Raw genomic sequence first — 25,601 nt, forward strand, 5'->3', positions numbered from 1 at the left:
CTGTCTTTCGTTTAACCGCAACGGCGCGAGAACAAGTACAAAACTTGGCAAGCCATTGAGATATAAATTTGCTGTTTAATAATGGGCTCAGTGACAAGACTCTGCCCCCAATATTCAATTCTTTGTTTCACAAATAAAAAAGGCGATGGACTAGCCATCGCCTTTTTCTATAATTTTTTTGCTTAGTTACAAGCGTCTTTCAGTGCTTTACCAGCTTTGAAAGATGGAACTTTCGCTGCTGAAATCTGAATAGTCTCACCAGTTTGTGGGTTGCGGCCACTGCGAGCTGAACGTTCGCGAACTGAGAAAGTACCAAAGCCTACTAGTGCTACTTGGTCGCCGTCTTTAAGCGCAGCAGTTACTGAGTCAGTGAATGCGTCAAGAGCGCGGCCAGCGGCTGCTTTAGAAATGTCTGCACCAGCAGCGATTTGGTCGATAAGTTGAGACTTGTTCACAATTATGATCCCCTTCGATTGTTATTATACTGTTTGTCCAAAACGATTTTGCTTGAACGTTATAGCAAGCTTGTTTGTTAACATCAAGCTTCAGTCACAAATAATTAACTTTTTATATGAATCGCTGCAATCCCTTTTGTGGCAAGGCTTCAAGCGAATACCAGTTAAAGGTAACACAACTTTTGCGACTTGAAAGCCCTATTTTTAAAAAAATGGGCTTTTCTTTCGCTCAATGCATACTTTTTAGTCAATTATTGCAAGTTTATAAAAAAATATGGCTACACGCCTTTAAAATTAAAGGCTTGCAGCCAATATGACGAGTTACTTTTTAACCACTTCGAAGCTTTCGACGGGTTCCTGAAGTGCAATATCAAGAACATCATCAATCCATTTAACGGGGTGAATTGATAAATCTTTCTTCACATTATCTGGAATTTCTTCCAGATCTCGCTCATTGTCTTTTGGAATTACTACGGTTTTTATGCCACCACGATGGGCCGCAAGTAATTTCTCTTTTAGGCCACCTATGGCTAACACTTCACCCCGTAGCGTAATCTCACCGGTCATGGCAACATCGCACTTCACTGGATTACCCGTTAACGAAGAAACCAAAGCCGTACACATGGCGATACCCGCACTCGGGCCATCTTTAGGCGTTGCTCCCTCCGGTACGTGAACGTGAATATCACGCTTTTCGTAGAAGTCGTCGTTGATACGAAGCTTTTCTGCACGGCTTCGTACTACTGTCATAGCAGCCTTAATTGACTCCTGCATCACATCACCTAACGACCCCGTAGAGGTCATTTTGCCCTTACCAGGCACCGATGTTGTTTCAATGGTCAGTAAGTCACCGCCCACTTGAGTCCATGCAAGACCCGTAACCTGACCGATTTGATTGTCTTTGTCCGCTTTTCCGTAATCAAAACGCTGTACACCAAGGTAATCTTTTAGATTGTCTTGCGTTACAACTACTTTATCTTTGCTCTTCTTAAGCAAGATATCTTTCACGGCCTTGCGACAGACTTTAGACACTTCGCGTTCTAAACTACGCACACCTGCTTCTCGGGTGTAGTAGCGAATCATACCAATAACAGCAGAGTCAGTAATTTCTAGCTCTTTTGCTTTAAGCCCGTTACGCTCCATTTGCTTACCAATTAAGTGGTTCTTCGCAATGTTTAGCTTCTCGTCTTCGGTGTAACCAGAGAGACGAATCACTTCCATACGATCAAGTAGCGGCCCAGGAATGTTCATACTATTTGAAGTGGCGACGAACATAACGTCAGACAAGTCGTAATCCACTTCTAAGTAGTGATCGCTGAAACTGTTGTTTTGTTCAGGGTCTAGTACTTCAAGTAGTGCCGAAGCTGGGTCACCGCGCATATCCGAAGACATCTTGTCGATTTCATCTAACAAGAACAGCGGATTTTTTACGCCAACCTTTGCCATTTTCTGCACCAGTTTACCCGGCAAAGAGCCAATATAAGTACGTCTATGACCGCGAATCTCAGCTTCATCGCGCACGCCACCTAGGGCCATACGTACATATTTGCGTCCAGTCGCTTTAGCAATAGATTGCCCTAACGAGGTTTTACCTACACCTGGAGGACCTACAAGGCACAGAATTGGGCCTTTAAGCTTTTTAACACGCTGTTGAACTGCGAGGTATTCAAGAATACGCTCTTTTACCTTTTCAAGACCGTAGTGATCTTCATTAAGCACGCCTTCTGCACGAGAAAGATCTTTCTTAACCGGCGAACGCTTGTTCCAAGGCACGTTGGTCAGCCATTCGATGTAACTACGAAGTACGGTAGCTTCCGCCGACATGGGCGACATCATCTTAAGCTTTTGAAGCTCTGCTTTCGCTTTGTCTTCCGCTTCTTTTGGCATCTTCGCGTCGGTAATTTTTTTAGACAGCGCTTCGAACTCATCTGGCGCGTCATCTAACTCACCGAGTTCTTTTTGAATCGCCTTCATTTGTTCATTCAAATAATATTCGCGCTGGCTTTTTTCCATTTGCTTCTTAACGCGGGTTCGAATTTTCTTTTCGACCTGCAGCAAATCAATCTCACCTTCCATCAGTGCCATGAGGTATTCTAAACGCTCATTTACGCCCTGCATCTCAAGCACTTTTTGTTTTTCGGTAAGTTTCAGCGGCATGTGCGCTGCCATGGTGTCAGCTAAACGCGCTGCATCTTCAATACCATTAAGCGAAGTCAGTACTTCTGGCGGTATTTTCTTATTAAGCTTAACGTAGCCTTCAAACTGCGAAACCGCCGAGCGAATTAACACTTCTTGCTCGCTTTCATCAATGCCTTCGTCTTCTAACTTATCGACATTAGCAACAAAGAAAGGATCGGACTGCTTATAGCTTTCTATTTCGCCACGCACGCTTCCTTCAACCAGTACCTTAACCGTACCGTCAGGCAGCTTTAATAACTGCAAAATAGTAGCAATAGTCCCTACGGTATAAATATCGTCGGCTTCAGGCTCATCTACGCCGGCATCTTTTTGTGCTACTAAGAAGATTTGTTTGTCATTATCCATCGCCGCTTCTAGGCAACGGATTGATTTCTCACGCCCAACAAATAGGGGTATGACCATATGCGGGTAAACAACTACGTCCCGCAAGGCAAGCACAGGAATTTCAATGCGATTTTCACGCTCAACTGTCATACTTGTTCTCAATTAGTTTGAAATGTCATTTTTATATGGGGATGCAAGAGCAAAGTTCAATCGAAACTTATTAAAGTGCGTTAATTCCTTAACCTTACCTTCCCTGCTCTAGGGCCTGTTGACCTTAGTATAACCATTATCGATTTTCTCGCGTATAGCAATACCTAACTGGAAAATCTAGTAGAAAGGATAGACTACGCGCCCACGACCGTTCAAATTTCAACCAAATCTGGCAGGGAGCATCGAAATTTCAATTCTTTTTGCGAGCATAAACAATAAAATCAGGCTAGGTAAACATGAACAAAAAGTAAGTTTTATCTATTAGGCCGAGGAAGCACGCGATCAAAAAAGGTCCCGAAGGACCTTTTAAAAACAATATAAAAAACGCGCTCAATTATTCAGAGGCAGCTTTCTTTTCGTTGCTATCGTAAATCAAAATGGGTTTTGACTCACCGCGAATAACCGTCTCATCAATAACAACTTTACTCACGTCATCCATTGATGGAAGGTCATACATAGTGTCAAGTAGCACTGCCTCAACGATTGAGCGAAGACCACGAGCACCCGTTTNACGCTCCATTGCTTNCTTAGCAATCGCGTTTAGTGCGTCATCTCTAAACTCAAGCTCTACATCTNCCATCGAGAACAATGCACCATATTGCTTGGTAATTGCGTTCTTAGGCTCACGTAGAATTTGAATTAGTGCGTCTTCATTTAACTCTTCAAGGCTGGTTACAACAGGTAAACGGCCAATGAACTCTGGTATCAAGCCATATTTAACCAAATCTTCGGGCTCAACCTGCTTAAAGAGTTCGCTGATTTGTTTGCTGTTGTCTTTCGACTTGACCGTAGCGCCAAAACCGATGCCTGTGTCTTTTTGTGCGCGTTGCTCGATAACTTTATCAAGCCCTGCAAATGCACCACCACAGATAAATAGGATCTTAGAGGTATCAACCTGCAAAAACTCCTGCTGTGGATGCTTACGGCCGCCTTGCGGAGGCACTGAGGCCACGGTACCTTCAATTAGCTTAAGTAGCGCCTGCTGCACACCTTCACCCGATACATCTCGAGTAATAGAAGGATTGTCAGACTTACGAGAAATCTTGTCGATTTCATCGATGTAGACAATACCCCTTTGGGCTTTTTCTACATCGTAGTCGCACTTCTGAAGCAGCTTCTGAATAATGTTCTCAACATCTTCACCTACATAACCCGCTTCGGTAAGCGTGGTGGCGTCAGCCATAGTAAATGGAACGTCAAGTAAACGCGCTAAGGTTTCAGCAAGCAGCGTTTTACCGCTGCCTGTTGGGCCTATAAGCAAAATATTACTTTTGCCTAATTCAACGCCTTCGTGAACATCGCCATTGCGCAAACGCTTGTAGTGGTTGTAAACCGCTACTGATAGTACCTTCTTCGCGTGTTCTTGCCCAATTACGTAATCGTCAAGATGTGCATGAATTTCGGTTGGTTTGGGTAAAGCGTCCTGCTTTTGCTTAGGCGCGATTTCCTTAATTTCTTCGCGAATGATATCGTTACATAACTCAACACACTCGTCGCAAATAAATACCGACGGGCCTGCTATTAACTTTCTTACTTCGTGTTGGCTTTTGCCACAAAACGAACAGTACAGTAGCTTATTATCACCGTCACCGCTTTGCTTATCACTCATTACTTTTGCCTCTGCCTTGCCCGAGCCGAAACCAAAACGTGCGTTGCACTGGCTCAGGTCTACTATAACTATACTACTTAGTTGCAGCTACGTCAGATCGATTTGCTAAAACTTGGTCAACAAGGCCATATTCTTTTGCCTCAGTTGCGCTCAAGAAATTATCACGGTCTGTATCGCGCGCGACTTTTTCATAGTCTTGACCAGTATGGTCTGCCAATAGGCGATTCAATTTCTCTTTAATAGACAGAATTTCTTTCGCATGTATTTCAAAGTCAGACGCCTGACCTTGGAATCCACCAAGTGGTTGGTGAATCATTACGCGCGAGTTAGGTAGACAATAACGCTTACCTTTTGCTCCTGCAGATAGTAGAAATGCACCCATACTGGCAGCTTGGCCCATACATACCGTGCTCACATCTGGCTTGATAAATCTCATCGTATCATAAATTGCCATACCAGCAGTTACTGAACCGCCTGGTGAGTTGATGTATAGGAAAATGTCTTTCTCTGGGTTTTCAGCTTCTAAGAACAACATTTGAGCAACGATGAGGTNGGCCATGTGATCTTCAACTTGCCCTACTAAGAAAATAACGTTTTCTTTTAATAGTCGCGAATAAATGTCGTATGAGCGCTCACCTTTAGAGGTTTGCTCAACAACCATAGGAACAAGTGCATTCATTGGGTCAAACGGGGTATTAGTCATAGCTACCTTGATTATCTAGCGTTAAAAACAAAAATGCTCGGAAGGCTCCGAGCATTTAAGCAGTTGCTGACAAGTATTGTCAATCAGACAGTAAAAAATTACGCCTGTTTGTTCATAACCTCGTCAAAAGCTTTAGTTACTTCGGTAACTTTTGCTTGCTCAAGAACCCACTCAATAGCTTGCTCTTCTAGTGCAACGTTTTGCATTTGCTGCATAAGCTCTTGGTTATTGTTGTAGTAATCAACAACTTCTTGAGGATCTTCATACGCTGAAGCAGCAGTTTCGATCATCTCGTTAACTTTAGCTTCGTCTGCTTTAAGTTCGTTCTCTTTGATCACTTCACCTAGAAGTAGACCAATAGATACGCGGCGCTTAGCGTTGTCAGTGAACAACTCAGCCGGTAGATCTGGAAGGTTCTGACCACCGCCTTGCTGGCTGAAACGTTGCTTAGCTTGCTCGCGAAGTGCGTTAACTTCTTGGTCGATAAGCGCTTGAGGAATATCAATCTCGTTAGCGTCTACCAATTTAGAGATAACGTCTTCTTTAACTTGTGCTTTAAGCGTTTGGTCTAGTTCACGCTGCATGTTCTTGCGAACTTCTGCTTTAAGCGCATCTACACCGCCTTCTTCAACACCGAATAGTTTAGCAAACTCTTCGTCAACTTTTGGAAGATCTAAACCTTCAACTTTCTTAACGGTAGCTTGGAAAACCGCGTCTTTACCTTTTAGGTTTTCAGCGTGGTAATCTTCTGGGAAAGTAACTTCGATAGTTACTTCTTCACCTGCTTTCGCGCCAACTAGTGGCTTTTCGAAACCAGGGATCATGCGATCTTTACCAAGCTCTAGCGCGAAGTCTTCAGCTTTACCACCTTCGAACTCTTCACCGTCAATAGAACCAACAAAGTCGATAATTACTTTATCGTCTTTCTTCGCTTTACGCTTAACTTCTTTCCAAGTGGCGTGCTGCTTCTGAAGTGTTTCCATCATGTTATCAAGATCTTCGTCAGTAATTTCCACTACTGGCTTTTCGATTTCGATATCGCTAACACCTTTCACTTCTACTTCTGGGTAAACTTCAAAAGATGCTGTAAATTCTAGGTCCTGACCGTCTTCGTCTTTAGTCAGCTCAAACTTAGGCATACCTGCAGGCTGAATTTTTTCTTGAATGACCGCTTGGTAGAAGTTTTGCTGCATAACATCGCCAGCAACTTCTTGGCGAACTGCCTGGCCGAAACGCTTCTTGATTACGCTCACAGGTACTTTACCTGGACGGAAGCCGTTGATGCGTTGCGTTTTTGCCAACTGCTGTAGGCGTGACTTAACTGCTGAATCAACCGTGTCAGATGGAACGGTGATTGTAAGACGGCGTTCTAAACCCTGGGTCGTCTCGACTGAAACTTGCATTATGTTACCTCAACTATACGCCTCTACAGGCGTTTTGTTCTCAATCCCCTCTCCCGTCATGCATTATTTGCACATCACTCCGGGGTAGAGGTCGTTATTCGACGTTTGAAAATTCATGATTAGGACACAATTATCGTGTCAATGTGCTAACCCGAATCAAACATACTGGTTAAAAAAAGACGCGGTAGTATACAGCCGCACACCACAAGAGTCGAGAGGCAAACACAAGTTTGTAACACGCAATTGAACGCAATTTAAACAAACAGCGAAGCTAAGCGTAAAAATATGCAAAGAAACGGGGGAAATCGTATAAGTACTAAGGAGAATAGCGTGTGTAGATGTAAGATAATGGTCGGTGAGACAGGATTTGAACCTGCGACCCCTTGTACCCAAAACAAGTGCGCTACCAAGCTGCGCCACTCACCGACAGAGATATCTTTAAAGATAAGTTTTTAATAAAGCTTGAAAANATGGTGCGGAAGGAGAGACTTGAACTCTCACGCCGTGAAGCACTGGAACCTAAATCCAGCGTGTCTACCAATTCCACCACTTCCGCGAAAAAGTGGGGTGGACGATGGGACTTGAACCCACGACAACCGGAATCACAATCCGGGGCTCTACCAACTGAGCTACGCCCACCATAGGGTGTGTTTGCAACTTACACTTTGCAACTTACACGCTTTATCTTAGCAGTGTAAAATAAAAAATTCAGCCTTGCTGTCAGGACCTACCTGACTCGCATGGCGCGCCCGGCAGGATTCGAACCTGCGACCCACGGCTTAGAAGGCCGTTGCTCTATCCAGCTGAGCTACGGGCGCTTGGCGAATCTTCGCTGCAAAAATGGTCGGTGAGACAGGATTTGAACCTGCGACCCCTTGTACCCAAAACAAGTGCGCTACCAAGCTGCGCCACTCACCGACTGTTGTACCGACCTGAAGCGCTAGCCTCTGTGCCGTTACGGGGTGCGAATATTACTGACATCCCCCCACCTCGTCAAACACTTTTTTAAATAAAATAATCAACCGCTCACAAAGCACGCATTCTCACGTTTTTTTGAACAATAGCGCCTTAATTCGGGCCTTCTTTGAAATGATTTTTCTGTTAATGAAGAGGATGTAGACCCCCTTGTAACCGTGAATTAATTTATTTGATATACAAAGATGTGTAATCGTAGGGGCAAAACCGTGTTAAATGAATTTTTCACTTACCATAACGCTTATGCTAACGCGTAATAACCTCCAATAATTGCTAGAGTATTAGCCCTGTTTTATGAAACAATATAGCCCACTTGTTGACCACTCAACCATATAAGAATCGTACAAGACTATGACCGCTCATCTTATTGACGGCAAATTAATTGCCAAACAAGTTCGCCAACACGTTACTTCCTACGTTGACTCGTTAACTCAAGCAGGTAAAAGACAGCCAGGCCTTGCGGTTGTCTTAGTGGGTAGCGATGCCGCCTCACAAGTGTATGTATCTAACAAGAGAAAAGCTTGTGATGAAGTAGGTTTCGTCTCTCGTTCATTCGACCTTCCTTCTGATACGACTGAAGAGACACTGCTTAACTTAGTGGATCAGCTTAACGAAGATAAAGAAATAGACGGAATTTTAGTGCAGCTTCCGCTTCCCGCAGGTTTAAATGCGGAAAAGGTGCTAGAACGTATCCATCCGCATAAAGATGTAGACGGGTTCCACCCTTATAATATTGGTCGCCTTGCACAGCGTATCCCCGCATTACGCCCGTGTACGCCTAAAGGCATCATGACAATGATAGAGTCGACTAAGCGCCCTGTGAAAGGTTTGGACGCGGTTATTGTAGGCGCTTCAAATATTGTAGGCCGCCCAATGAGCCTTGAGCTATTGTTAGCAGGCTGCACAGTGACCACTTGCCACAAGTTCACTCAAGACTTAAAAAGCCATGTTCAACGTGCGGACTTGCTGGTTGTTGCTGTAGGTAAGCCGAATTTCATTCCAGGAGACTGGGTGAAGCCTGGTGCTATTGTTATTGATGTCGGCATTAACCGGGTTAACGATGGCTCTTTGGTGGGAGATGTAGACTTTGATAAAGCGAAGGAACGGGCCGGTTGGATCACGCCGGTTCCTGGCGGTGTAGGGCCAATGACCGTAGCGAGCCTTATTGAAAATACGTTAGAAGCGTATGTTAAGTATCACTCTTAATAGTCCATCTTCATTTTACATCAATAAGCAACCTTAATAGCGTAACAAACAAAGGCAGAGAGTGATGTCTGCCTTTTTGATAAGCCCACGCTACAACACAACATACAACCCTACTTATTTTATTCCTACTATGGCTAATTTAACTTCCCCCTTACTCGAACAGCACGTTATTGATGCAACGCTAAAATGGGTTGATGATATTGTTATAGAGCACAATTTCTGCCCCTTCGCCCGCTATGTAAGAACACCAAGCGGTATTCGATGCGTAGTTATAGGCGGTGATGTGGGCGACGTTATCCAATCGCTCTATGATGAAGTCAGGCATTTAGAAGAGAACGAAGACACTGCTACTACGCTAATTGCACTTACTCACACAACCCTTGGGGACTTCGACGAATACCTTGATGTCTTAGCCATCGCGGATAATATGCTTCATGACTGGGGCTATAGCGGAACCTATCAACTCGCGAGTTTCCACCCTGATTATATATTTGATGGCAGTGAGGCGAGTGACGCTGAAAACTTTACTAATCGCTCTCCCTATCCCCTTCTACACCTTATTCGCGAAGCCGATATTACGCGCTATATGAAAAAAGAAGAAGATGCAGAGAAGATTTTCAGTCACAACATTGAAAAAGCACAGTCACTTGGCTGCCCATACTTCGAAAAAGTGCTTAAAGAAATTAAAAAAGACAAGCCCGCCGAGTAAGGCAAGAATAGCGAAGCGTTTGATTAGAGATAGGTTAATCTGATAACACTACACTACTATTTAGCACCGTTTTAACCGTTACTCAGGCAGGCTTAAAGCATTGGATTACTCCAGGGAATCCAAACAAACCCACTAACGACACAAATAGTCGGCGTTTAATTTGGACCAAGTTTTCACTTGAAGGGCTACCTTACCTTCAATATATGAGAGTAATATGACAAATAATATTTTCTTTAACTGCGTTAGGAACAAAGCGTGACCGCCCCTTCTTCTTTCGACATAGCCAGTATTGCCACTATCGCCACCCCGTTCAAACAAAAATTCGCCATTCCTAGGCAGCCAAACCTAGCAAAAGCACAAGGTGTTATTACGTTCGGGGAAGGGTTTAACGACATCAATATGCTAAAAGGAATAGAGCACTACAGTCATTTATGGCTTTTGTTCATTTTTCACCAAAATCTAGAGCGTGGCTGGAAAAGTACCGTAAAAGCCCCTCGGTTAGGTGGTAATGCAACAATGGGCGTACTAGCAAGCAGAAGTACGCATAGACCTAACGGCATTGGAATGTCGGTCGTAGTTAATAAGGGCATTACCAGCAGAAACGGGCAAACGCAGCTTTGTGTTGAAGGCGTAGACCTTGTAGACGGCACGCCGCTCATCGATGTTAAGCCTTATATTTCATATGCCGATAGTGTTGATAACGCAAAAGACAAGCTAGACGACATTAACCCTATCCCCCACCGGGATGTTTTTTTCGCTCCTAGTCTCTCGTCTATGCTGGCGAAAATAGAAACGAAACATAGCGATTTTTCAGCCCTAGTAACTGCAGTTCTCGCCCAAGACCCCCGCCCTGCGTATAAACAACATCTTGATAATGATGAAAAAATCTATCGCGTCACGCTATATGATATCGATGTGGGGTTCACTATTAAAAATGCTGCGGTGTGCGTGACTGAGCTTGTTCAACTAGGATAAATCACCGATAAGTGGTAACCGTCTGTGGCGTAATTGCTCACAGTTAATTAGAATACGCCAAAATAAGTGATGCCACGCCCTTCTTACTAACGTTTTGTGACATAAAAAGTTGAGCGTATTGCCTTCACACTCACTATTTATATTATAAATTTAACAGGAAACCTGCTTTACATGCGCACTAGTCAATATTTGCTTGCCACGCAGAAAGAAACACCTGCAGACGCAGAGGTTATTAGCCACCAGCTTATGCTTAGAGCTGGCATGATCAGAAAGCTAGCTTCAGGTCTTTACACTTGGCTACCTTCTGGTCTTCGTGTACTAAACAAAGTAGCCAATATTGTTCGCGAAGAAATGAACAAAGCAGGTGCTATTGAGGTGCTAATGCCCGTTGTTCAGCCCGCGGATTTGTGGGAAGAATCTGGCCGTTGGGAAGAATACGGCCCTGAACTACTTCGCGTTAAAGACCGCCACCAGCGAGATTTCGTGCTAGGTCCAACCCATGAAGAGGTGATCACGGCGCTTGTACGCAATGAAATTAGCAGCTACAAGCAGCTTCCTTTGAATCTGTATCAGGTTCAAACCAAATTCCGAGACGAAGTTCGCCCTCGTTTCGGTATTATGCGCGGTCGCGAATTTACAATGAAAGACGCCTACAGCTTTCACTTGGAAGATAGCTGCTTAGAAGAGACCTACCAGAAAATGTACGACGCCTACTGTGCGATTTTCTCTCGCATGGGGCTCGATTTCAGAGCGGTTATTGCTGACTCTGGCTCTATTGGTGGTAACCACTCGCACGAATTCCACGTACTTGCTGAATCAGGTGAAGATGCTATCGCGTTTTCAAGCGACAGCGATTACGCCGCTAATGTTGAAATGGCTGCGGCTGTTGCGCCTGAAAAAGCAGTGCCTTCCGGCGCCGATGTTGAAACCAAAGATGCCAAAGGCAAAGACTTTAATGCGATTTTAAAGAGTGTCGATGCCAACGCTACTAACGCCGTTAAAGTCGTATTAGTAAAAGGGGCTAATGAACTCAATGATAAAGGCGAAGACGTTGTTTGTGATAAATGGGTAGCGCTCGTACTACGTGCAGACCATGAGCTAAACGACATTAAAGCTGAAAAAATAGACGGCGTTGCGATTCCTCTTGTTGAAGCGTCATTTGAACAAGCAAAAGATGTGCTTGGTGTATCGCCTTTCTTTGCAGATGCAACTAACCTGCCCGTACCTGCTTACGTTGACGCAAGTGCAGCAGCCCTTGCTGATTTCACAACAGGTGCTGGCGCAGGCGGAAAAGTTAACGTCAACGTTAACTGGCCAGATGGTATCAATACCGTTGATATCCGCAATGTCGTTGCCGGCGACGCATCACCTGATGGCCAAGGTACGCTCGATATCAAACGCGGTATTGAAGTAGGTCATATCTTCCAGCTTGGTAGAAAATATTCAGAAGCAATGAACTGCGGTGTATTGAGCGAAACAGGCAAGCACCAAACCCTTACTATGGGCTGTTACGGTATTGGTGTATCGCGTATTGTGGCGGCGGCCATTGAGCAAAATCACGATAAATTTGGCATAAAGTGGCCAGATCCTATCGCACCGTTTAAAATTGCATTAATACCAATGAATATGCATAAGTCTCACCGTATCAAAGAAGCAGCCGAAGCCCTTTATGAAGAGCTTGTTGCATTAGGCATAGAAGTGCTATTTGACGATAGAAAAGAGCGCCCGGGTGTTATGTTCAATGATATGGAATTAATTGGCATACCTCATAGTATTGTTATTGGTGAAAGAAACCTAGATAATCAACAGGTTGAGTATAAAAATAGACGTACTGGCGAGAAGCAGTTATTAGACCTCAGCGCAGCAAAAGAATTTGTAGCCGCACTCTAACATCTGAACTTGCCCATAAGTTAAGTATAAAGAGGGCGTATGCGGTTAACATTCTATGGCGTTAGAGGGTCTATACCCACTCCGGGAGCAGCTTTCGTCCGCTATGGTGGCAATACAGCATGCGTTCATATCGAGCTTGAGGACGGTACCGATATCGTCCTCGACTCTGGAACGGGTATTCGCCTTCTTGGTGAGCACTTAGCGAAAAAGAACACCCCTATCCATCTTTTGCTGAGCCATAATCATTGGGACCACATACAAGGTTTCCCCTTCTTTCCTCCCATATATCAAGCCGAACGCGAAATAAATATCTATCCAGGACAAACTCTGTTTGAAGAACCGGACCAAATTTTAAAACAAATGGAAGGATCGTTATTTCCCGTACCAAGAAGTGCGCTCAGAGCAAACATCTCGCTTATTGAAATACCGAAAGCGGACAACACCTTTGCAATAGGAAGCGCAAAGATCACGCGACTTGCAATGAATCATCCGGGAAGCGGCAGCGCCTATTGCATAAACGCTGATGGTGTGAAGGTTGCTTACATTACAGATAATGAGCTTTACCCTCCTTATAAGAAAGAAACCGACTTTATTGATTTTGCTAAATTTGCTGAGAATGCAGACTTACTTATTCACGATGCACAGTATATGCTGTCTGATATGCCTGCTAAAAACGGGTGGGGCCACTCTGTGGCTGAGGAGGCGGTTAAACTGGCTATGGCGTCCAATGCAAAAAAATTAGCACTATACAGTCATGATCCAGAACGCACAGATGACGATATAGATGATGTTGTAAAACATTGTAATGAATATGTCACAGTGGCAGAGTCTAATTTACACGTATTTGCTTCCTCAGAAGGCCTCACACTGGACTTCAGTTAAGCATAAAAATAACCCCATGTTACGGAGAATTAAAGGTGTCAGTGTTAAAGCCTTTCGTATTTTTGGCAGCGTTTGCTGCTAGCACAAGTGTGTGTGGACAAGAAACATCCTCAGATGTTGTTAGCACTCAACCTCAAATCGTTGATAGCAGCGAGCAACAAATAAGCAATCAAAACGAAACCAACGATCCCTCTCAAGATGAAGAAGGTATCGAAGTCATTGACATTATAAAGCGTGATACCACCTCAGAAAGCGCGTTAGATGACCGTTTAGAAGGTGATAAAGAAGCGCTGGATAACGTGTTTGCTATTACGCAACATCGACAAAATTACCTGCTTCCCATTACTTACGTTTCCAACCCCAATACCACTGGAAACGAAGACTTGACGGACGAAAACGTCGATAATAAAGAAGCAAAATTCCAAGTCAGTGCCAAACTCCCCCTTTACTTAGAAGATACAGGATTCGACGGGGTGTATTTTGGCTTTACGCTGACATCATTTTGGCAGCTGTATAATAGCGAGGCATCTAAGCCGTTTCGCGAGACCAACTACGAGCCAGAAATTTTTTGGCAGGAAACCGCTGATTATTCCGTACTGGGGTATAAATTTAATACATTTCAAGTAGGCTTCAATCACATGTCTAATGGTCAAAGCGGCCTACAATCAAGAAGCTGGAACCGCTTATTTGCCTCTATTGTATTCAGTGATAACGACGACATTTATTACCTAAAAACCTGGTATCGTATTCCTGAAGACGAAAAAGAAGATCCATTAGATCCTACGGGCGATGATAACCCTGATATAGAGGACTATTACGGGCGAATGGAGTTCGGATATGGTAGAAAAATTGGAGCATTCAAAGTACTCGCCCTACTTAGAAACAATTTAGATTTCGATGAAAACCGAGGCAGTATTCAACTAGATTTGACTTACCCCATTTCTGATAGGTACGAAATCTTACTGCAATATTTCAACGGCTATGGTGATTCACTTATCGACTATAACCGGTCGCAAGAGCGCATTGGTTTGGGTTTCCAGCTGCTTTTCTTATAGGCCGACACCCCTCTCCCTATGAAGTAAATCAAGCGCGCTACGCTTACATGTTTAGCGCGCTTTTTATTTAGCTACTCGCTTTTTACAGCGCCTAACTTATTACCCTCGCGGCGCGATATAGCTGAATATGTACATCCACCAGCGCTGCAATATCTCGCTGATACCCTCCACCAATAACGGCTGCAATAGGCACTCCTAATTGTTCGGCCAGCGCGAATACGATTTTGTCTCTTTCGTACACCCCTTCGGTGGAGATATGTAAATGCCCTAAATCGTCATTCACGTGCACATCAACACCGGCATCATAAATAATAGCGTCGGGCTGAAATTGCCTTTTTGCTAGTGCCAGCGCTTGTTCAAGTGTTTGTAGGTACTCATCATCTTCGGTACCTTTGGCAAGCCCAATATCGATGTCTGATTGCTGCTTTCTATAAGGAAAGTTCTTTTCTCCATGTATAGACAAGGTAAAGATATCTCTATCATTTTCAGCAAGCTTTGCCGTTCCATCGCCTTGGTGCACGTCTAAATCAACGATAAGTACATTATCAATAGCGGACGATTTTTGCATGGTTTTCGCCGCAAGATATAAATCGTTAAATAAACAAAACCCTGAGCCGAAATCAGCAAAAGCATGATGATACCCACCGGTTAAGTTAAGCGCTTTGCCGTGCTGTAATGCTAATGAGGCAGTTAAGCATGTGCCAGCAACCGCGGTTCGGGTGCGCTCGATGAGCTGCTGTGACCACGGAAAACCAATGCGCCGCATGGCTTTCTTATCTAAATTGCCGGATGTGAGCGCCTCTACATATTAACGGTCGTAGTTGTCTGTCAACACAGAGAAATCTAAAGGCGACGGAGTAATAAAACGCGCCTTGTCTATTCCTCGCCTTATTAATTCATCTCGAATACCCACATATTTCTCTATGGGAAAGCGATGCCGTTCGGGAAGGTCTAGCTGACTATATATGGGGTGAAAGACTAATGGCGTTGTCATCAATATCGGTACACTCTTCACTTCACGTACTGGTTTTAAGTATTTGCGGCTTGGCAATGAAAAAAGGAGCATGGCTGCTCCTTTTTCAATAAATAGCGTTTGATACTGACAAAGGGACGCTAGCGGGTCAAACTGTTCACCACTTTTTCTACGTTTTCTGACATACTTTTCATAGAGTGAGACATATCGTCGCGCTGTGCGAGCTGGTGATACTTCTCTGAAGAGTTAACTACATTGCTTATTATCATCTCAACTTGATGCAATACGGCCTCTTGTTCATCTGCAGCCTCGTTAAGTGCAACCACTACACTCGCAGTCTCTTGAATATCGTTTACCACGTTATTTAACGTTTTAAGCGCTGTAGCGGCCTCCGCTGCGTTAGTATCAGATAACTGCTTGCCTGATGACATAGCCGCAACAGCCCCTTTTGCTTCGGCTTCAAAGCTGCTTAATATATCGTTAATTTCTTTCGTCGATTGCTGCGTTTTAGCGGCGAGGGCACGCACCTCATCAGCGACCACCGCAAAACCTCGCCCGTGCTCCCCTGCTCTCGCGGCTTCAATTGCTGCGTTAAGCGCTAAAAGGTTGGTTTGGTCCGCTATTTCATTAATGACATTCACAACTTTTAAAATATTCGTACTGCGGGTTTGTAAATCTGAAACAATGTCGCTTGATTCAGTCACCGTTTTAGCTAATTGTTTAAACCCGGCATTGGCGCTTTCGAATGTGGCATAACAGCTTGCCACATTTTTTTCAGAATTATTGGTTGCTACCGCTACCTGATCGGTTATCGCCACCAAGTTTTGTACGATTTCTTTAAGCTTGTCAGTACTACTATCTAAAGAGCGGGAGGCGTCGCGTTGGTCATTAGCGCCTTCCATAATCGACTGACTGACATTCCCAAGGGTACCAAACGCTTTATCAATTTCTCTCTCTGCCTGCTGGAGCTGCGCAACAGACTCTTTTAGCTTGTACTGTAAAGCCCGTGCAGAGTTCGCCAGCATACCAAGCTCATGATCGCTTGTATAAGTAAGCGCATAGTCATAATGACTGTTCGCTAGGTTTGATATACATGCAGCAACCTCTTTAGTAGGCTTAATGACCTGCGAACGCAAGCGGGCGATGACATAAACTACAGACAATACAGACAATACGATTGCTGCCAGTATTATCACCCAAAGCATACTTCGCGTATTCGCTTTAAGTGCAGCAATTGCACTGGCTGAATCCGACGCTATATCTGAGGCAATGCCGCTTAAAAGCTTCGCCGGCTCTCTATCAATACCACGAACATAACTATCGCCTACTTTTGGATCAAACCCCGAATCGACAAATGCGTTATAACCTTCGCGGTATTTTTCAGCCATGACGGCGTGAGCCTGTTGAAACTGCCTAATGTTCGATTTAACGCTATCGTTGATAACCGCACTTGATAACATTTTGTCGAATTGGCGAGTAATATCCGCTTCACGTTGTTTGAAGCGCTCCCAATATTTTACTCTATCCTCTTTTTTATGGCCGCGAAGCAGTACGTTTTTCCATTCCTGAACCTGGGTTTTGAATGTACTTAGCGTGGTATTTACGTCACGCTCTGACTGTACTAGAGTATTTTCTAGTTCATCAAAAGCATTAAGCAGTGAAAACGATTTTAAAATAGACGCACCGTTTAACAATACGAGGATAAAGAAGCTGGCTAGAACGGGCGTCATAACCAAACGGCTGATGCTAGTGTAGTTGAACACGGCTTAACCTTTAGTATAAATTCAAAGAAGGACGTCGCCATTAAATGATATTTTTATGACGGTATGGTTACAAAAAAGGTATGGATACGTACACTTTAGTACCTATTTCTATACGCTTGAGCGGGGAATATACTGGTAGAGCCACACAACTTTTTAGTTTCCGTAAAAAGCGTAAAAGTCGAATGAACTCTAATAAGACTAGCCAGTTTTGTTTGGCTATAAAAGCAAATAGATAGTGTTATAAATATTAACCAAGATATGCCGACTTAACAAAACACTGCAGGCTAATCATTCATAACGTAAAGCTCATTTATTCGGTAATAAAAGTGTACAGCTCGCGATAACCTTTAAGTGATACTGGATAAATGATCTGTTCATCTTCTATAAAAAATGCAAACATCATAGTTTGCCCGCCCTTCATTTGTTCAGATAACCCTCTAGGTATGAGAGACTTAACCTCACAAACGCTTTCATCACATTGGTTAATTGGAGCTTTGATTACTTTTTCACTATCAACTTTAACCGCAACACCTTTTGACTTATCTGCTTTAGGGCTAAAACGAAATACTAAATGCGGTGAAGGATCCTTGCTTTGATAACCTATCATAACACCCAATACAACATTATTTGGAGCGCTCCCCTTCTGAACCATTTGGTGAGCTATACATTGCTTATGACTATCAATACCGGTTTTACAAACAACTTGCCAAGAACCAAATCTAATAGGTTCTTCCACACTTGTCTCTGCATTTAGAGACAAACAATAAAGTGACACTGTTAGTGTTAAAAAACCTTGGATACAACTTTTCAAGCTGTATCCAAGTTTAATATTTTTCGTATATTTATCCATTACTATGAACTTATTTATTCATAAACGAAATAGAAGCTTTCTTACGGATACTACGCATCATTATTAGAGATATACCTAGTAACCCTAAAGATGATGGAGCCGGCACATCAACTAGATCATCCGTATCAATCGTTATAGCAATCTGACTTATATCCACATCCCCTGCCTCAACGAACGTCAAGCCTGTTATAAATGCTGCAGGATCACTCGGGTCTAGCATTTCTTCTACTTCTATACCCTTTACTTGAAACTGGGAAACTCCGTCGGGTTCAAAGTCAAAAGCTATGTTAGCAAGTGCCTCTCCTAAGAATAGATTGTAGTCAGAGCCATCCCAGCCGTATACATCAAATATACCATCTCCGATTTCTGGCAAGATTACGCTAGCGACGTTTGGACCACTATTTACAACATAGTCATAGCCGACTGCAACTATAGGATCTATAAATATAGGAAATGATGGTTCCGTCACTGTAAACGAAAAGTCAAAGGAATCTGGTGTGTCATCCTCTTCAGGCAATAAAGGATTCTCAGGAGACCCCAATTCATTGCAAGAAGGGTTACATTCGCCTGCTGCATCATCTAAAAATAAAGTTGCGTTAAGAATAGTGTCTGAAGAATTGGTCACAGCAAAACCAATTGTATATTCACCATCTTGACTAAGTTCTTCTGCAAAAGAGAAAACTCCAGAAATGCCATCTGAACCCGTTGCTAGCCCTGGACCAGTAGTGCTCGCTAAAGTTTCAATCTGAGTTGTTCCATCGGGAGCAATCAATACAGCAAAGGAAGGGTCAGTAAAAGGAATATAGTCACGGGCCGCATAATTCCATGACATATCAATAGTGTCACCGGCACTGGCTACAAAGCTTTGAGAAATAGCTGAACCATTAGTTAAAGAACTATTTCCAAATGGGGTCTGAGTAGCGTTGAAACTTCCACTAGCAATGCCGAAAAAACTTTCTATCTCGGAAACACTCGCACCAAAAGAGTCCATGAATGCCATACTTGATTCGTTTGGGGAGATTAAATAGTTAGTACCATTATTTGTTACAACAGTTGTAGGACCTGCTGCTACAACTTGACCGATCGTATCCCAACCACTTAAATCACCAGTTTCGAAGCCTTGGTTTATCAAGGATATTGGAGCAGCCATTGCACTACCTGTTCCAAGCACCACAGAGGTAATGAGTATACTCTTCGCTAAGCATCTATGAGTCTTGAGAAATTTTTTCATTTTGTCATCCTTTGAAATCGGAATTTAATAGCAGATAGCTATTAACCAAATCCCTTTGTTAAGTAATTTATTGAAAAAGAATAAGCAAAAAAAATACCAACCCAAAAAAACCATTAAATACAAAGCCTTACAAAAAAATACAATGAGACTTTACTTTTGTTTGTAAATTTATTGGACACATTTTGACTTTTGTTACTATTCAGAGCCATATGAAACAAGCCAGATATTGAATCAATATTCAAAAAAAGAGCCCGAAAGCTCTTTTTTGTTTATTGCATTAAAGCAGGTTATTCCCACTCAATGGTAGCAGGCGGTTTACCTGAAATATCATAGACCACACGGCTGATGCCGTCGATTTCATTGATAATCCGGTTCGACACTTTACCTAAGAAATCATATGGAAGGTGTGCCCAATGCGCTGTCATAAAGTCGATGGTTTCTACCGCACGTAAACTTACTACCCAGTCGTATTTGCGGGCATCACCCATTACGCCAACTGAGCGCACGGGTAAGAATACCGTGAACGCTTGACTTACTTTCTGGTAAAGATCGGCGGCATACAATTCTTCGATAAAGATAGCATCGGCACGACGAAGTAAATCGCAATACTCTTTCTTTATCTCGCCTAACACACGTACGCCTAGTCCCGGACCAGGAAACGGGTGACGGTAAAGCATGTCGTATGGCAAGCCTAGTTCTAAGCCAATTTTACGTACTTCGTCTTTGAATAGCTCACGCAGTGGCTCAACTAGCCCTAGTTCCATATCTTCTGGAAGGCCGCCTACGTTATGGTGAGACTTAATTACGTGTGCTTTACCTGTTGCAGAGCCCGCTGACTCGATCACGTCTGGGTAGATAGTACCCTGTGCTAGCCACTTGGCATTTTCTAACTTACTCGCCTCTTCATCGAATACGCGAACAAACTCGTTACCGATGGCTTTACGCTTAAGCTCTGGGTCTTCAATGCCTTTAAGGCGGTCTAAGAAACGCCCTTCTGCATCGACACGGATAATGTTTAACCCAAAGTGGTCGCCAAACATTTCCATTACCTGGTCAGCTTCATTTAGGCGTAACAGGCCGTTATCTACAAATACACAGGTGAGGTTTTTGCCTATAGCACGGTGAAGCAGCATGGCAGTAACTGAAGAGTCTACGCCACCTGAAAGACCAAGAATAACTCTCTCATCACCTACTTTTTCTTTAATGCGCTCAATGGCATCTTCTATTATCGCTCCTGCCGTCCACAGCTTTTCACACTTACAAATATCCATTACGAATTGGGTAAGTAAGCGCATACCTTGGCGGGTGTGAGTCACTTCTGGGTGGAATTGAACACCGTAGAATTGCTTCTCTTCGTTATACATTGCAGCGTGAGGGCATGACGCCGTTTGCGCAATAGTTTCAAAGCCTTCAGGAATAGCGGCCACTTTGTCCCCATGACTCATCCATACATCAAGCAGGGCTGCGCCGTTATCACCAATGGCATCTTCAATTTTATCAAGTAGCGGGCTTGGTTTAATCACTTCAACCTGCGCGTAGCCAAACTCGCGCTTATCAGAACCTAATACACCACCGCCTAATTGGTGAGCCATTGTTTGCATGCCGTAGCACACGCCTAATACAGGCACACCAGCTTCAAATACATAATCTGGCGCTCGCGGAGAGCCTTCTTCTGTGACCGACTCAGGCCCACCAGATAAAATGATACCTTGCGGATTGAATTCGCGAATTTGCTCTTCCGTGACATCCCAAGCCCATAGCTCACAGTAAACACCAATTTCGCGAACGCGACGTGCAATTAACTGCGTGTATTGCGAGCCAAAATCCAAAATGAGTATGCGTTGGTCGTGGATATTTGTGGTCATGTTTTGTTTTTACCCGTTAAATAAAAGAACAAAGGCTGGTGTAGTACCAGCCTCGCAGTCGTCGGTCGCCTTAACCTAAACGGTAATTTGGCGCTTCTTTGGTTATGCTTACATCGTGTACGTGACTCTCGCCCATTCCGGCAGACGTAACGCGCACGAATTGCGCTTTGGTGTTCATCTCTTCAATAGTAGCACAGCCAGTTAAGCCCATAGCTGAACGTAAACCGCCCATTTGCTGATGAATAATGTTCGCAATCGGCCCTTTATAGGCGACGCGACCTTCGATACCTTCTGGTACCAATTTTTCAGCGTTGTTAGACTCTTGGAAGTAACGATCTGATGAACCATGGCTTTGGTTCATTGCACCTAGCGAGCCCATACCGCGGTACGACTTGTAGTAGCGGCCTTGGAACAGCTCTACTTCACCTGGTGATTCTTCGGTGCCCGCTAGCATACTGCCAACCATTACACAGCTTGCGCCGGCAGCCAGTGCCTTGGCAATATCACCAGAGAAACGAATACCGCCGTCAGCAATAACGGGAATATCGGTATCTTTAAGTGCTTCAACAGCATCAGATACCGCAGTAATTTGAGGTACACCGCACCCGGTTACGATACGGGTAGTACAAATTGAACCAGGGCCAATACCTACTTTAACCGCATCTACGCCCGCATCAGCTAGTGCTTTTGCGCCGTCGCCCGTTGCAACGTTACCCGCAATAATTTGGATGTCTGGGAAATCTGCGCGTACTTTCTTAACGCGGTCAATAACGCCCTGTGAGTGGCCGTGTGAAGTATCGATAAGCAGAACGTCAACGCCAGCGTCAACCAATAGTGCAATACGCTCATCAGTACCTGGCCCTACACTCACTGCAGCGCCAACACGAAGGCGGCCTAATTCATCTTTACATGCATTAGGTTTATTTTCAGCTTTTTGAAAGTCTTTAACGGTGATGAGGCCGGTTAGCTTGAATGCATCATCAACCACGAGAATTTTTTCAATACGGTGTTCGTGCATAAGGTCTAACACCACGTCAGAGCTTGCACCCTCTTTAACCGTAACCAAATCATCTTTGCCGGTCATCACATTGCTAATAGGTAGCTCTAAGCGCTTTTCAAAGCGAAGGTCTCGACCAGTAACAATACCAATAAGGTTATTGTCTTTATCTGTTACAGGGAAACCCGAGTAACCAAGGCGTTTAGAAAGGGAAATAACGTCACCGATAGTCGCATCTTTATCTACCGTTACCGGGTCAGATACCACACCGCTTTCATATTTTTTAACTTCGCGTACGTGTTTAGCTTGCTCTTCTGGCTTCATGTTCTTGTGAATGAAACCAATACCACCCTCTTGTGCTAGCGCGATTGCTAGGCGGGCTTCAGAAACCGTGTCCATGGCAGCTGACACCATTGGGATATTAAGCGTTACATTACGCGTAAGGCGCGTTTGTAAGTTTGCAGTGTGAGGGAGGACGGTCGAGTGGCCGGGAACCAGCAACACATCGTCGAACGTCAGGGCTTCTTGGATGATACGTAGCATGCAACAACACCTATTCAGTTGAGGGTTAATTGCGGCGCAATTGTAGTGTTTTTTGTTTTTCAGGTAAACTCTAAATGTATTAAACCTTGTGATTTTTTTTATGTTTACAAATTCGCCATCTACCTCTCGACAAATTTTAACAGTTACTAAGCTAAATCGCCTCGCCAGAACCGTACTAGAGGGCGAAATTGGTCTTATTTGGCTATCTGCAGAAATATCAAACTTTGTGGCCGCCGCTTCAGGGCATTGGTACTTCACCCTGAAAGACAATAAAGCGCAAGTTCGCGCCGCCATGTTTAAAGGCGCTAATCGCAATGTACGCCTTCGCCCAAAAGAAGGCGATAAAATTTTAGTGCGCGCTTCGGTAGGACTATATGAAGCCCGCGGTGACTATCAACTTGTTGTTGAGCACATGGAAAGCGACGGTGAAGGTGCGCTTAAGCAAGCGTTTGAAGCATTAAAATTCAAGCTTAATAATGAAGGGCTATTTGATGCAACGAATAAGCGGCCACTGCCTGAACGTATAAATCGCATTGGAGTGATCACTTCATCAAGCGGCGCAGCGCTTCACGATGTCTTAAGCGTATTGAAACGCAGAAGCCCGCAAACTGAGGTTATTGTTTACCCATCTATGGTACAGGGTGAAGCCGCACCGCTTCAGCTAATTAATGCGCTGCGTAAAGCTAACCAACGTTCAGAGGTCGACGTGCTTCTACTCACCAGAGGCGGAGGCTCGCTGGAAGATTTATGGTGCTTTAACGATGAAAGCTTGGCCAGAGAAATAGCCGCCAGCACCCTTCCCATCGTGAGCGCCGTTGGCCACGAAGTAGACTTTACCATTAGCGACTTTGTGGCTGATGTACGCTCTCCCACCCCATCTGCTGCGGCAGAAATTTTAAGTCAAGACTCTACAGCGCTCTATCAAACCATAAACCAGCAGAAGCAGCGTTTGGCCCGCGCGATGAACCATTGTATTCAGGCGAATAAGCAACAACTGACCCTTAAAAAGCAGCGCTTAGATGCTCTGCACCCGCAAAGTCGTATACAGTCTCAGTGGCAAACCTTAGACAGGTTACAGCTGCGCTTAGTACACGCAATGCAAAGGGATATGTCCACTGCGGAAAAGCGCGTTCATGCGCTTAACTACCGATTAAATCAACAATCGCCTGCGGCGCGTGTAGCCCGAGCGAAAGACAAACTTAGTTACGCAAACGCTAAGTTGATCGCTACTATGACTGCCTTGCTCAAAAACAAGAAAAGTGAACTCGGTGGTTCCGTAACACTCTTACAATCTGTAAGCCCGCTCTCTACGTTGGCTCGAGGCTACAGCATTACCCTTACTGATAGCACTACGGTTAATAACGTTAGCAAGGTTAATGTAGGCGATGAGATAAAAACACGAGTGACTGATGGCGAAATAACCAGTACAGTGACAAATATTCAACGGCAATAGGTAGCCTTTAGTTTTATGCCCGTTAAGGTAAACCCGAATTCTTTTTTCACATTACACCGACGGGCGCTTTTTGCAGCACCCGTTATACAGGGGTTTGTGCTGCTTTTTACCCTGTATTTTTCCCTCTCACTTTTACCCAGTTTGGCCTGGGGAGCCGAAGTTAACCTACCGGTATCCGTTTTCTCTACCTATCCCAGCGACGCCCTGCAACAATCCTGTCAAACCCAACGCCAAATAGATGTTGAAACTAAAACGGTCACTTCTTTTAAACCTCAACATGAAAGTATTGATGGCTACGTCAATGAAAGTGCCTTATTTGCTAACAACGAATTATGTATCGAAGATGCCATATCCCCCGATGCCTTTATTGAGCAAATAATAAAATCTGGCGTTTTTACTAACCTTCGCCCTTTTGGCGAGGGTAACGATTACGAATTGCTTATAGCAAATGTCGGCCCAGCACCAAGGACTACACATGATAATTTAATGCCAAAAGACGCTAAACAATATGCTGAATTTACAATACAGTGGCGCGGCATTGAAATAGACTCAGCGTCGTTTAGTGCGTCATTAAATAACGATACTAATAAAATAAAAAGTAAAAGGCAGGGTTCACAAGAAGGTATAGCTAACGCCCAACAACAAGCCCCACAAACACTTGTTTCAAAATGGCTTGACTATGCAGAGCGTACGGGGCTATTCACAAGCCAATATTTATTTACCGCGCTAGAGGCAAGCAATTATGAAAGCGCGTTACAGGTACCTAGTGCGGTGGGTGAATTTACCAAATTAGCTACTCAGCTTTACGCTGACCCCTTTAGCGGCGCGATAACCCGTTATACGCATCCGGCATACGAAGATGCATTAATTGACGTTACCGTTTACCCCTTTTTAGAACAACTTACTCTCGACGAAAATGAGTTGCTGCCAAAGCAGTTAGAGGAAGACCTAAAGCGAGCCAAGAGTAACGCACAAATACAAAAACTCACCTTGTCCCAAGTAAAGCCCGCTGCTCGCTACGAGGTTAATAATCAAATTTTTGGATGGCGATTGGGCCTTAGCGCTACTTCTGAAACATCGCCATCTATCTATGCCACCACCTACGTTTTTCGACGACAAGATAAAATTATTAAAGTATCTACCACTTTCCCGCCCGACTATTCCGACAATATAGTGGATAAGCTCATTGTAAAAATAGAAGTACCAGAAGAATCTAAAATGATGAAAAACGTGCGCGCACTGCTGTTGCAGCGGCCTCAACAGTAAGTACATTTGCCATTGGGTAGCTTACATTGATATTCAGGCAATTAACCGAGGTCGCTATTTCGCGG

18 protein-coding genes, 5 tRNA genes and 1 pseudogene are annotated in these 25,601 nt (G+C 44.0%); 8 read left to right on the forward strand and 16 right to left on the reverse strand.

Annotated elements, in window-relative coordinates; translation table 11 throughout:
- Positions 1-182: 182 nt before the first annotated feature.
- The 10 genes from hupB to MADE_RS13060 all read right to left on the reverse strand — a co-directional run bounded on the left by hupB (position 183) and on the right by MADE_RS13060 (position 7,821).
- Entirely contained in the window at positions 183-455 is a 273-nt protein-coding gene (gene hupB, locus MADE_RS13015; RefSeq protein ID WP_012518978.1) for a nucleoid-associated protein HU-beta, read from the reverse strand.
- Positions 456-776: 321 nt separating this feature from the next.
- A complete protein-coding gene (lon, locus tag MADE_RS13020; RefSeq protein ID WP_020743944.1) occupies positions 777-3,128 on the reverse strand; it encodes an endopeptidase La in 2,352 nt (783 codons plus the stop codon).
- 394 nt (positions 3,129-3,522) lie between these two features.
- Entirely contained in the window at positions 3,523-4,797 is a 1,275-nt protein-coding gene (gene clpX / locus MADE_RS13025; RefSeq protein WP_023559787.1) for an ATP-dependent protease ATP-binding subunit ClpX, read from the reverse strand.
- A 73-nt stretch (positions 4,798-4,870) separates the two neighbouring features.
- Positions 4,871-5,500, reverse strand: a complete 630-nt coding sequence (gene clpP, locus MADE_RS13030) for an ATP-dependent Clp endopeptidase proteolytic subunit ClpP (protein ID WP_023559788.1) — start codon at positions 5,498-5,500, stop codon at positions 4,871-4,873.
- Between the two features lie 98 nt (positions 5,501-5,598).
- Positions 5,599-6,903: a trigger factor gene (gene tig, locus MADE_RS13035; protein WP_012518983.1), complete on the reverse strand. Its 1,305-nt coding sequence runs from the start codon at positions 6,901-6,903 to the stop codon at positions 5,599-5,601.
- Between the two features lie 349 nt (positions 6,904-7,252).
- A tRNA-Pro gene (locus MADE_RS13040) sits at positions 7,253-7,329 on the reverse strand.
- A 45-nt stretch (positions 7,330-7,374) separates the two neighbouring features.
- Positions 7,375-7,459 (reverse strand) — tRNA-Leu (locus MADE_RS13045).
- A gap of 7 nt (positions 7,460-7,466) precedes the next feature.
- Positions 7,467-7,542: transfer RNA gene (locus MADE_RS13050), tRNA-His, on the reverse strand.
- 102 nt (positions 7,543-7,644) lie between these two features.
- A tRNA-Arg gene (locus MADE_RS13055) sits at positions 7,645-7,721 on the reverse strand.
- A gap of 23 nt (positions 7,722-7,744) precedes the next feature.
- Positions 7,745-7,821 (reverse strand) — tRNA-Pro (locus MADE_RS13060).
- 408 nt (positions 7,822-8,229) lie between these two features.
- Between MADE_RS13060 and folD the strand changes: the two genes are divergently transcribed.
- The 6 genes from folD (at position 8,230) to MADE_RS13090 (ending at position 14,595) form a co-directional block, all read left to right on the forward strand.
- Positions 8,230-9,084: a bifunctional methylenetetrahydrofolate dehydrogenase/methenyltetrahydrofolate cyclohydrolase FolD gene (folD, locus tag MADE_RS13065; RefSeq protein WP_012517562.1), complete on the forward strand. Its 855-nt coding sequence runs from the start codon at positions 8,230-8,232 to the stop codon at positions 9,082-9,084.
- A gap of 64 nt (positions 9,085-9,148) precedes the next feature.
- Positions 9,149-9,793, forward strand: coding sequence for a DUF1415 domain-containing protein (locus MADE_RS13070; RefSeq protein ID WP_012517561.1), 645 nt, complete (start codon positions 9,149-9,151; stop codon positions 9,791-9,793).
- A 255-nt stretch (positions 9,794-10,048) separates the two neighbouring features.
- Complete coding sequence (tsaA, locus tag MADE_RS13075; protein ID WP_012517560.1) at positions 10,049-10,768, forward strand: tRNA (N6-threonylcarbamoyladenosine(37)-N6)-methyltransferase TrmO; 720 nt, start codon at positions 10,049-10,051, stop codon at positions 10,766-10,768.
- Between the two features lie 171 nt (positions 10,769-10,939).
- On the forward strand, positions 10,940-12,658 hold the full coding sequence (locus MADE_RS13080; RefSeq protein ID WP_012517559.1) for a proline--tRNA ligase: 1,719 nt from the start codon (positions 10,940-10,942) through the stop codon (positions 12,656-12,658).
- 39 nt (positions 12,659-12,697) lie between these two features.
- Positions 12,698-13,540 carry an MBL fold metallo-hydrolase gene (locus MADE_RS13085; RefSeq protein ID WP_012517558.1) on the forward strand — a complete coding sequence of 281 codons (843 nt, stop codon included), beginning with the start codon at positions 12,698-12,700 and terminating at the stop codon, positions 13,538-13,540.
- Positions 13,541-13,575: 35 nt separating this feature from the next.
- The gene (locus tag MADE_RS13090; protein ID WP_012517557.1) at positions 13,576-14,595 is read left to right on the forward strand and encodes a phospholipase A; all 1,020 of its coding nucleotides are present in this window, start codon (positions 13,576-13,578) and stop codon (positions 14,593-14,595) included.
- Positions 14,596-14,686: 91 nt separating this feature from the next.
- Here MADE_RS13090 and MADE_RS13095 read toward each other — a convergent pair.
- From MADE_RS13095 to guaB, 6 genes and pseudogenes are all read right to left on the reverse strand, one after another.
- Positions 14,687-15,589, reverse strand: a pseudogene (locus tag MADE_RS13095) (histone deacetylase family protein).
- A 119-nt stretch (positions 15,590-15,708) separates the two neighbouring features.
- Entirely contained in the window at positions 15,709-17,331 is a 1,623-nt protein-coding gene (locus MADE_RS13100) for a methyl-accepting chemotaxis protein (RefSeq protein ID WP_012517555.1), read from the reverse strand.
- A 310-nt stretch (positions 17,332-17,641) separates the two neighbouring features.
- Positions 17,642-18,181 carry an invasion associated locus B family protein gene (locus MADE_RS20000; RefSeq protein WP_012517554.1) on the reverse strand — a complete coding sequence of 180 codons (540 nt, stop codon included), beginning with the start codon at positions 18,179-18,181 and terminating at the stop codon, positions 17,642-17,644.
- A gap of 10 nt (positions 18,182-18,191) precedes the next feature.
- Positions 18,192-19,412, reverse strand: a complete 1,221-nt coding sequence (locus tag MADE_RS20005) for a Nidogen, extracellular region (protein ID WP_020746073.1) — start codon at positions 19,410-19,412, stop codon at positions 18,192-18,194.
- A 287-nt stretch (positions 19,413-19,699) separates the two neighbouring features.
- Positions 19,700-21,277: a glutamine-hydrolyzing GMP synthase gene (gene guaA / locus MADE_RS13115; protein WP_012517552.1), complete on the reverse strand. Its 1,578-nt coding sequence runs from the start codon at positions 21,275-21,277 to the stop codon at positions 19,700-19,702.
- Positions 21,278-21,347: 70 nt separating this feature from the next.
- The gene (gene guaB / locus MADE_RS13120) at positions 21,348-22,817 is read right to left on the reverse strand and encodes an IMP dehydrogenase (protein WP_012517551.1); all 1,470 of its coding nucleotides are present in this window, start codon (positions 22,815-22,817) and stop codon (positions 21,348-21,350) included.
- Positions 22,818-22,917: 100 nt separating this feature from the next.
- Between guaB and xseA the strand changes: the two genes are divergently transcribed.
- Together xseA and MADE_RS13130 are read left to right on the forward strand one after the other, a co-directional pair.
- Entirely contained in the window at positions 22,918-24,270 is a 1,353-nt protein-coding gene (gene xseA, locus MADE_RS13125) for an exodeoxyribonuclease VII large subunit (protein ID WP_023559789.1), read from the forward strand.
- Between the two features lie 15 nt (positions 24,271-24,285).
- Positions 24,286-25,536 (forward strand): hypothetical protein, encoded by a 1,251-nt coding sequence (locus tag MADE_RS13130; RefSeq protein ID WP_012517549.1) that lies wholly within the window; start codon positions 24,286-24,288, stop codon positions 25,534-25,536.
- Positions 25,537-25,601: the final 65 nt, after the last annotated feature.

Origin of the sequence: Alteromonas mediterranea DE (genome assembly GCF_000020585.3) — a bacterium.
In the GTDB taxonomy this organism is placed as follows: Bacteria; Pseudomonadota; Gammaproteobacteria; order Enterobacterales; family Alteromonadaceae; genus Alteromonas; species Alteromonas mediterranea.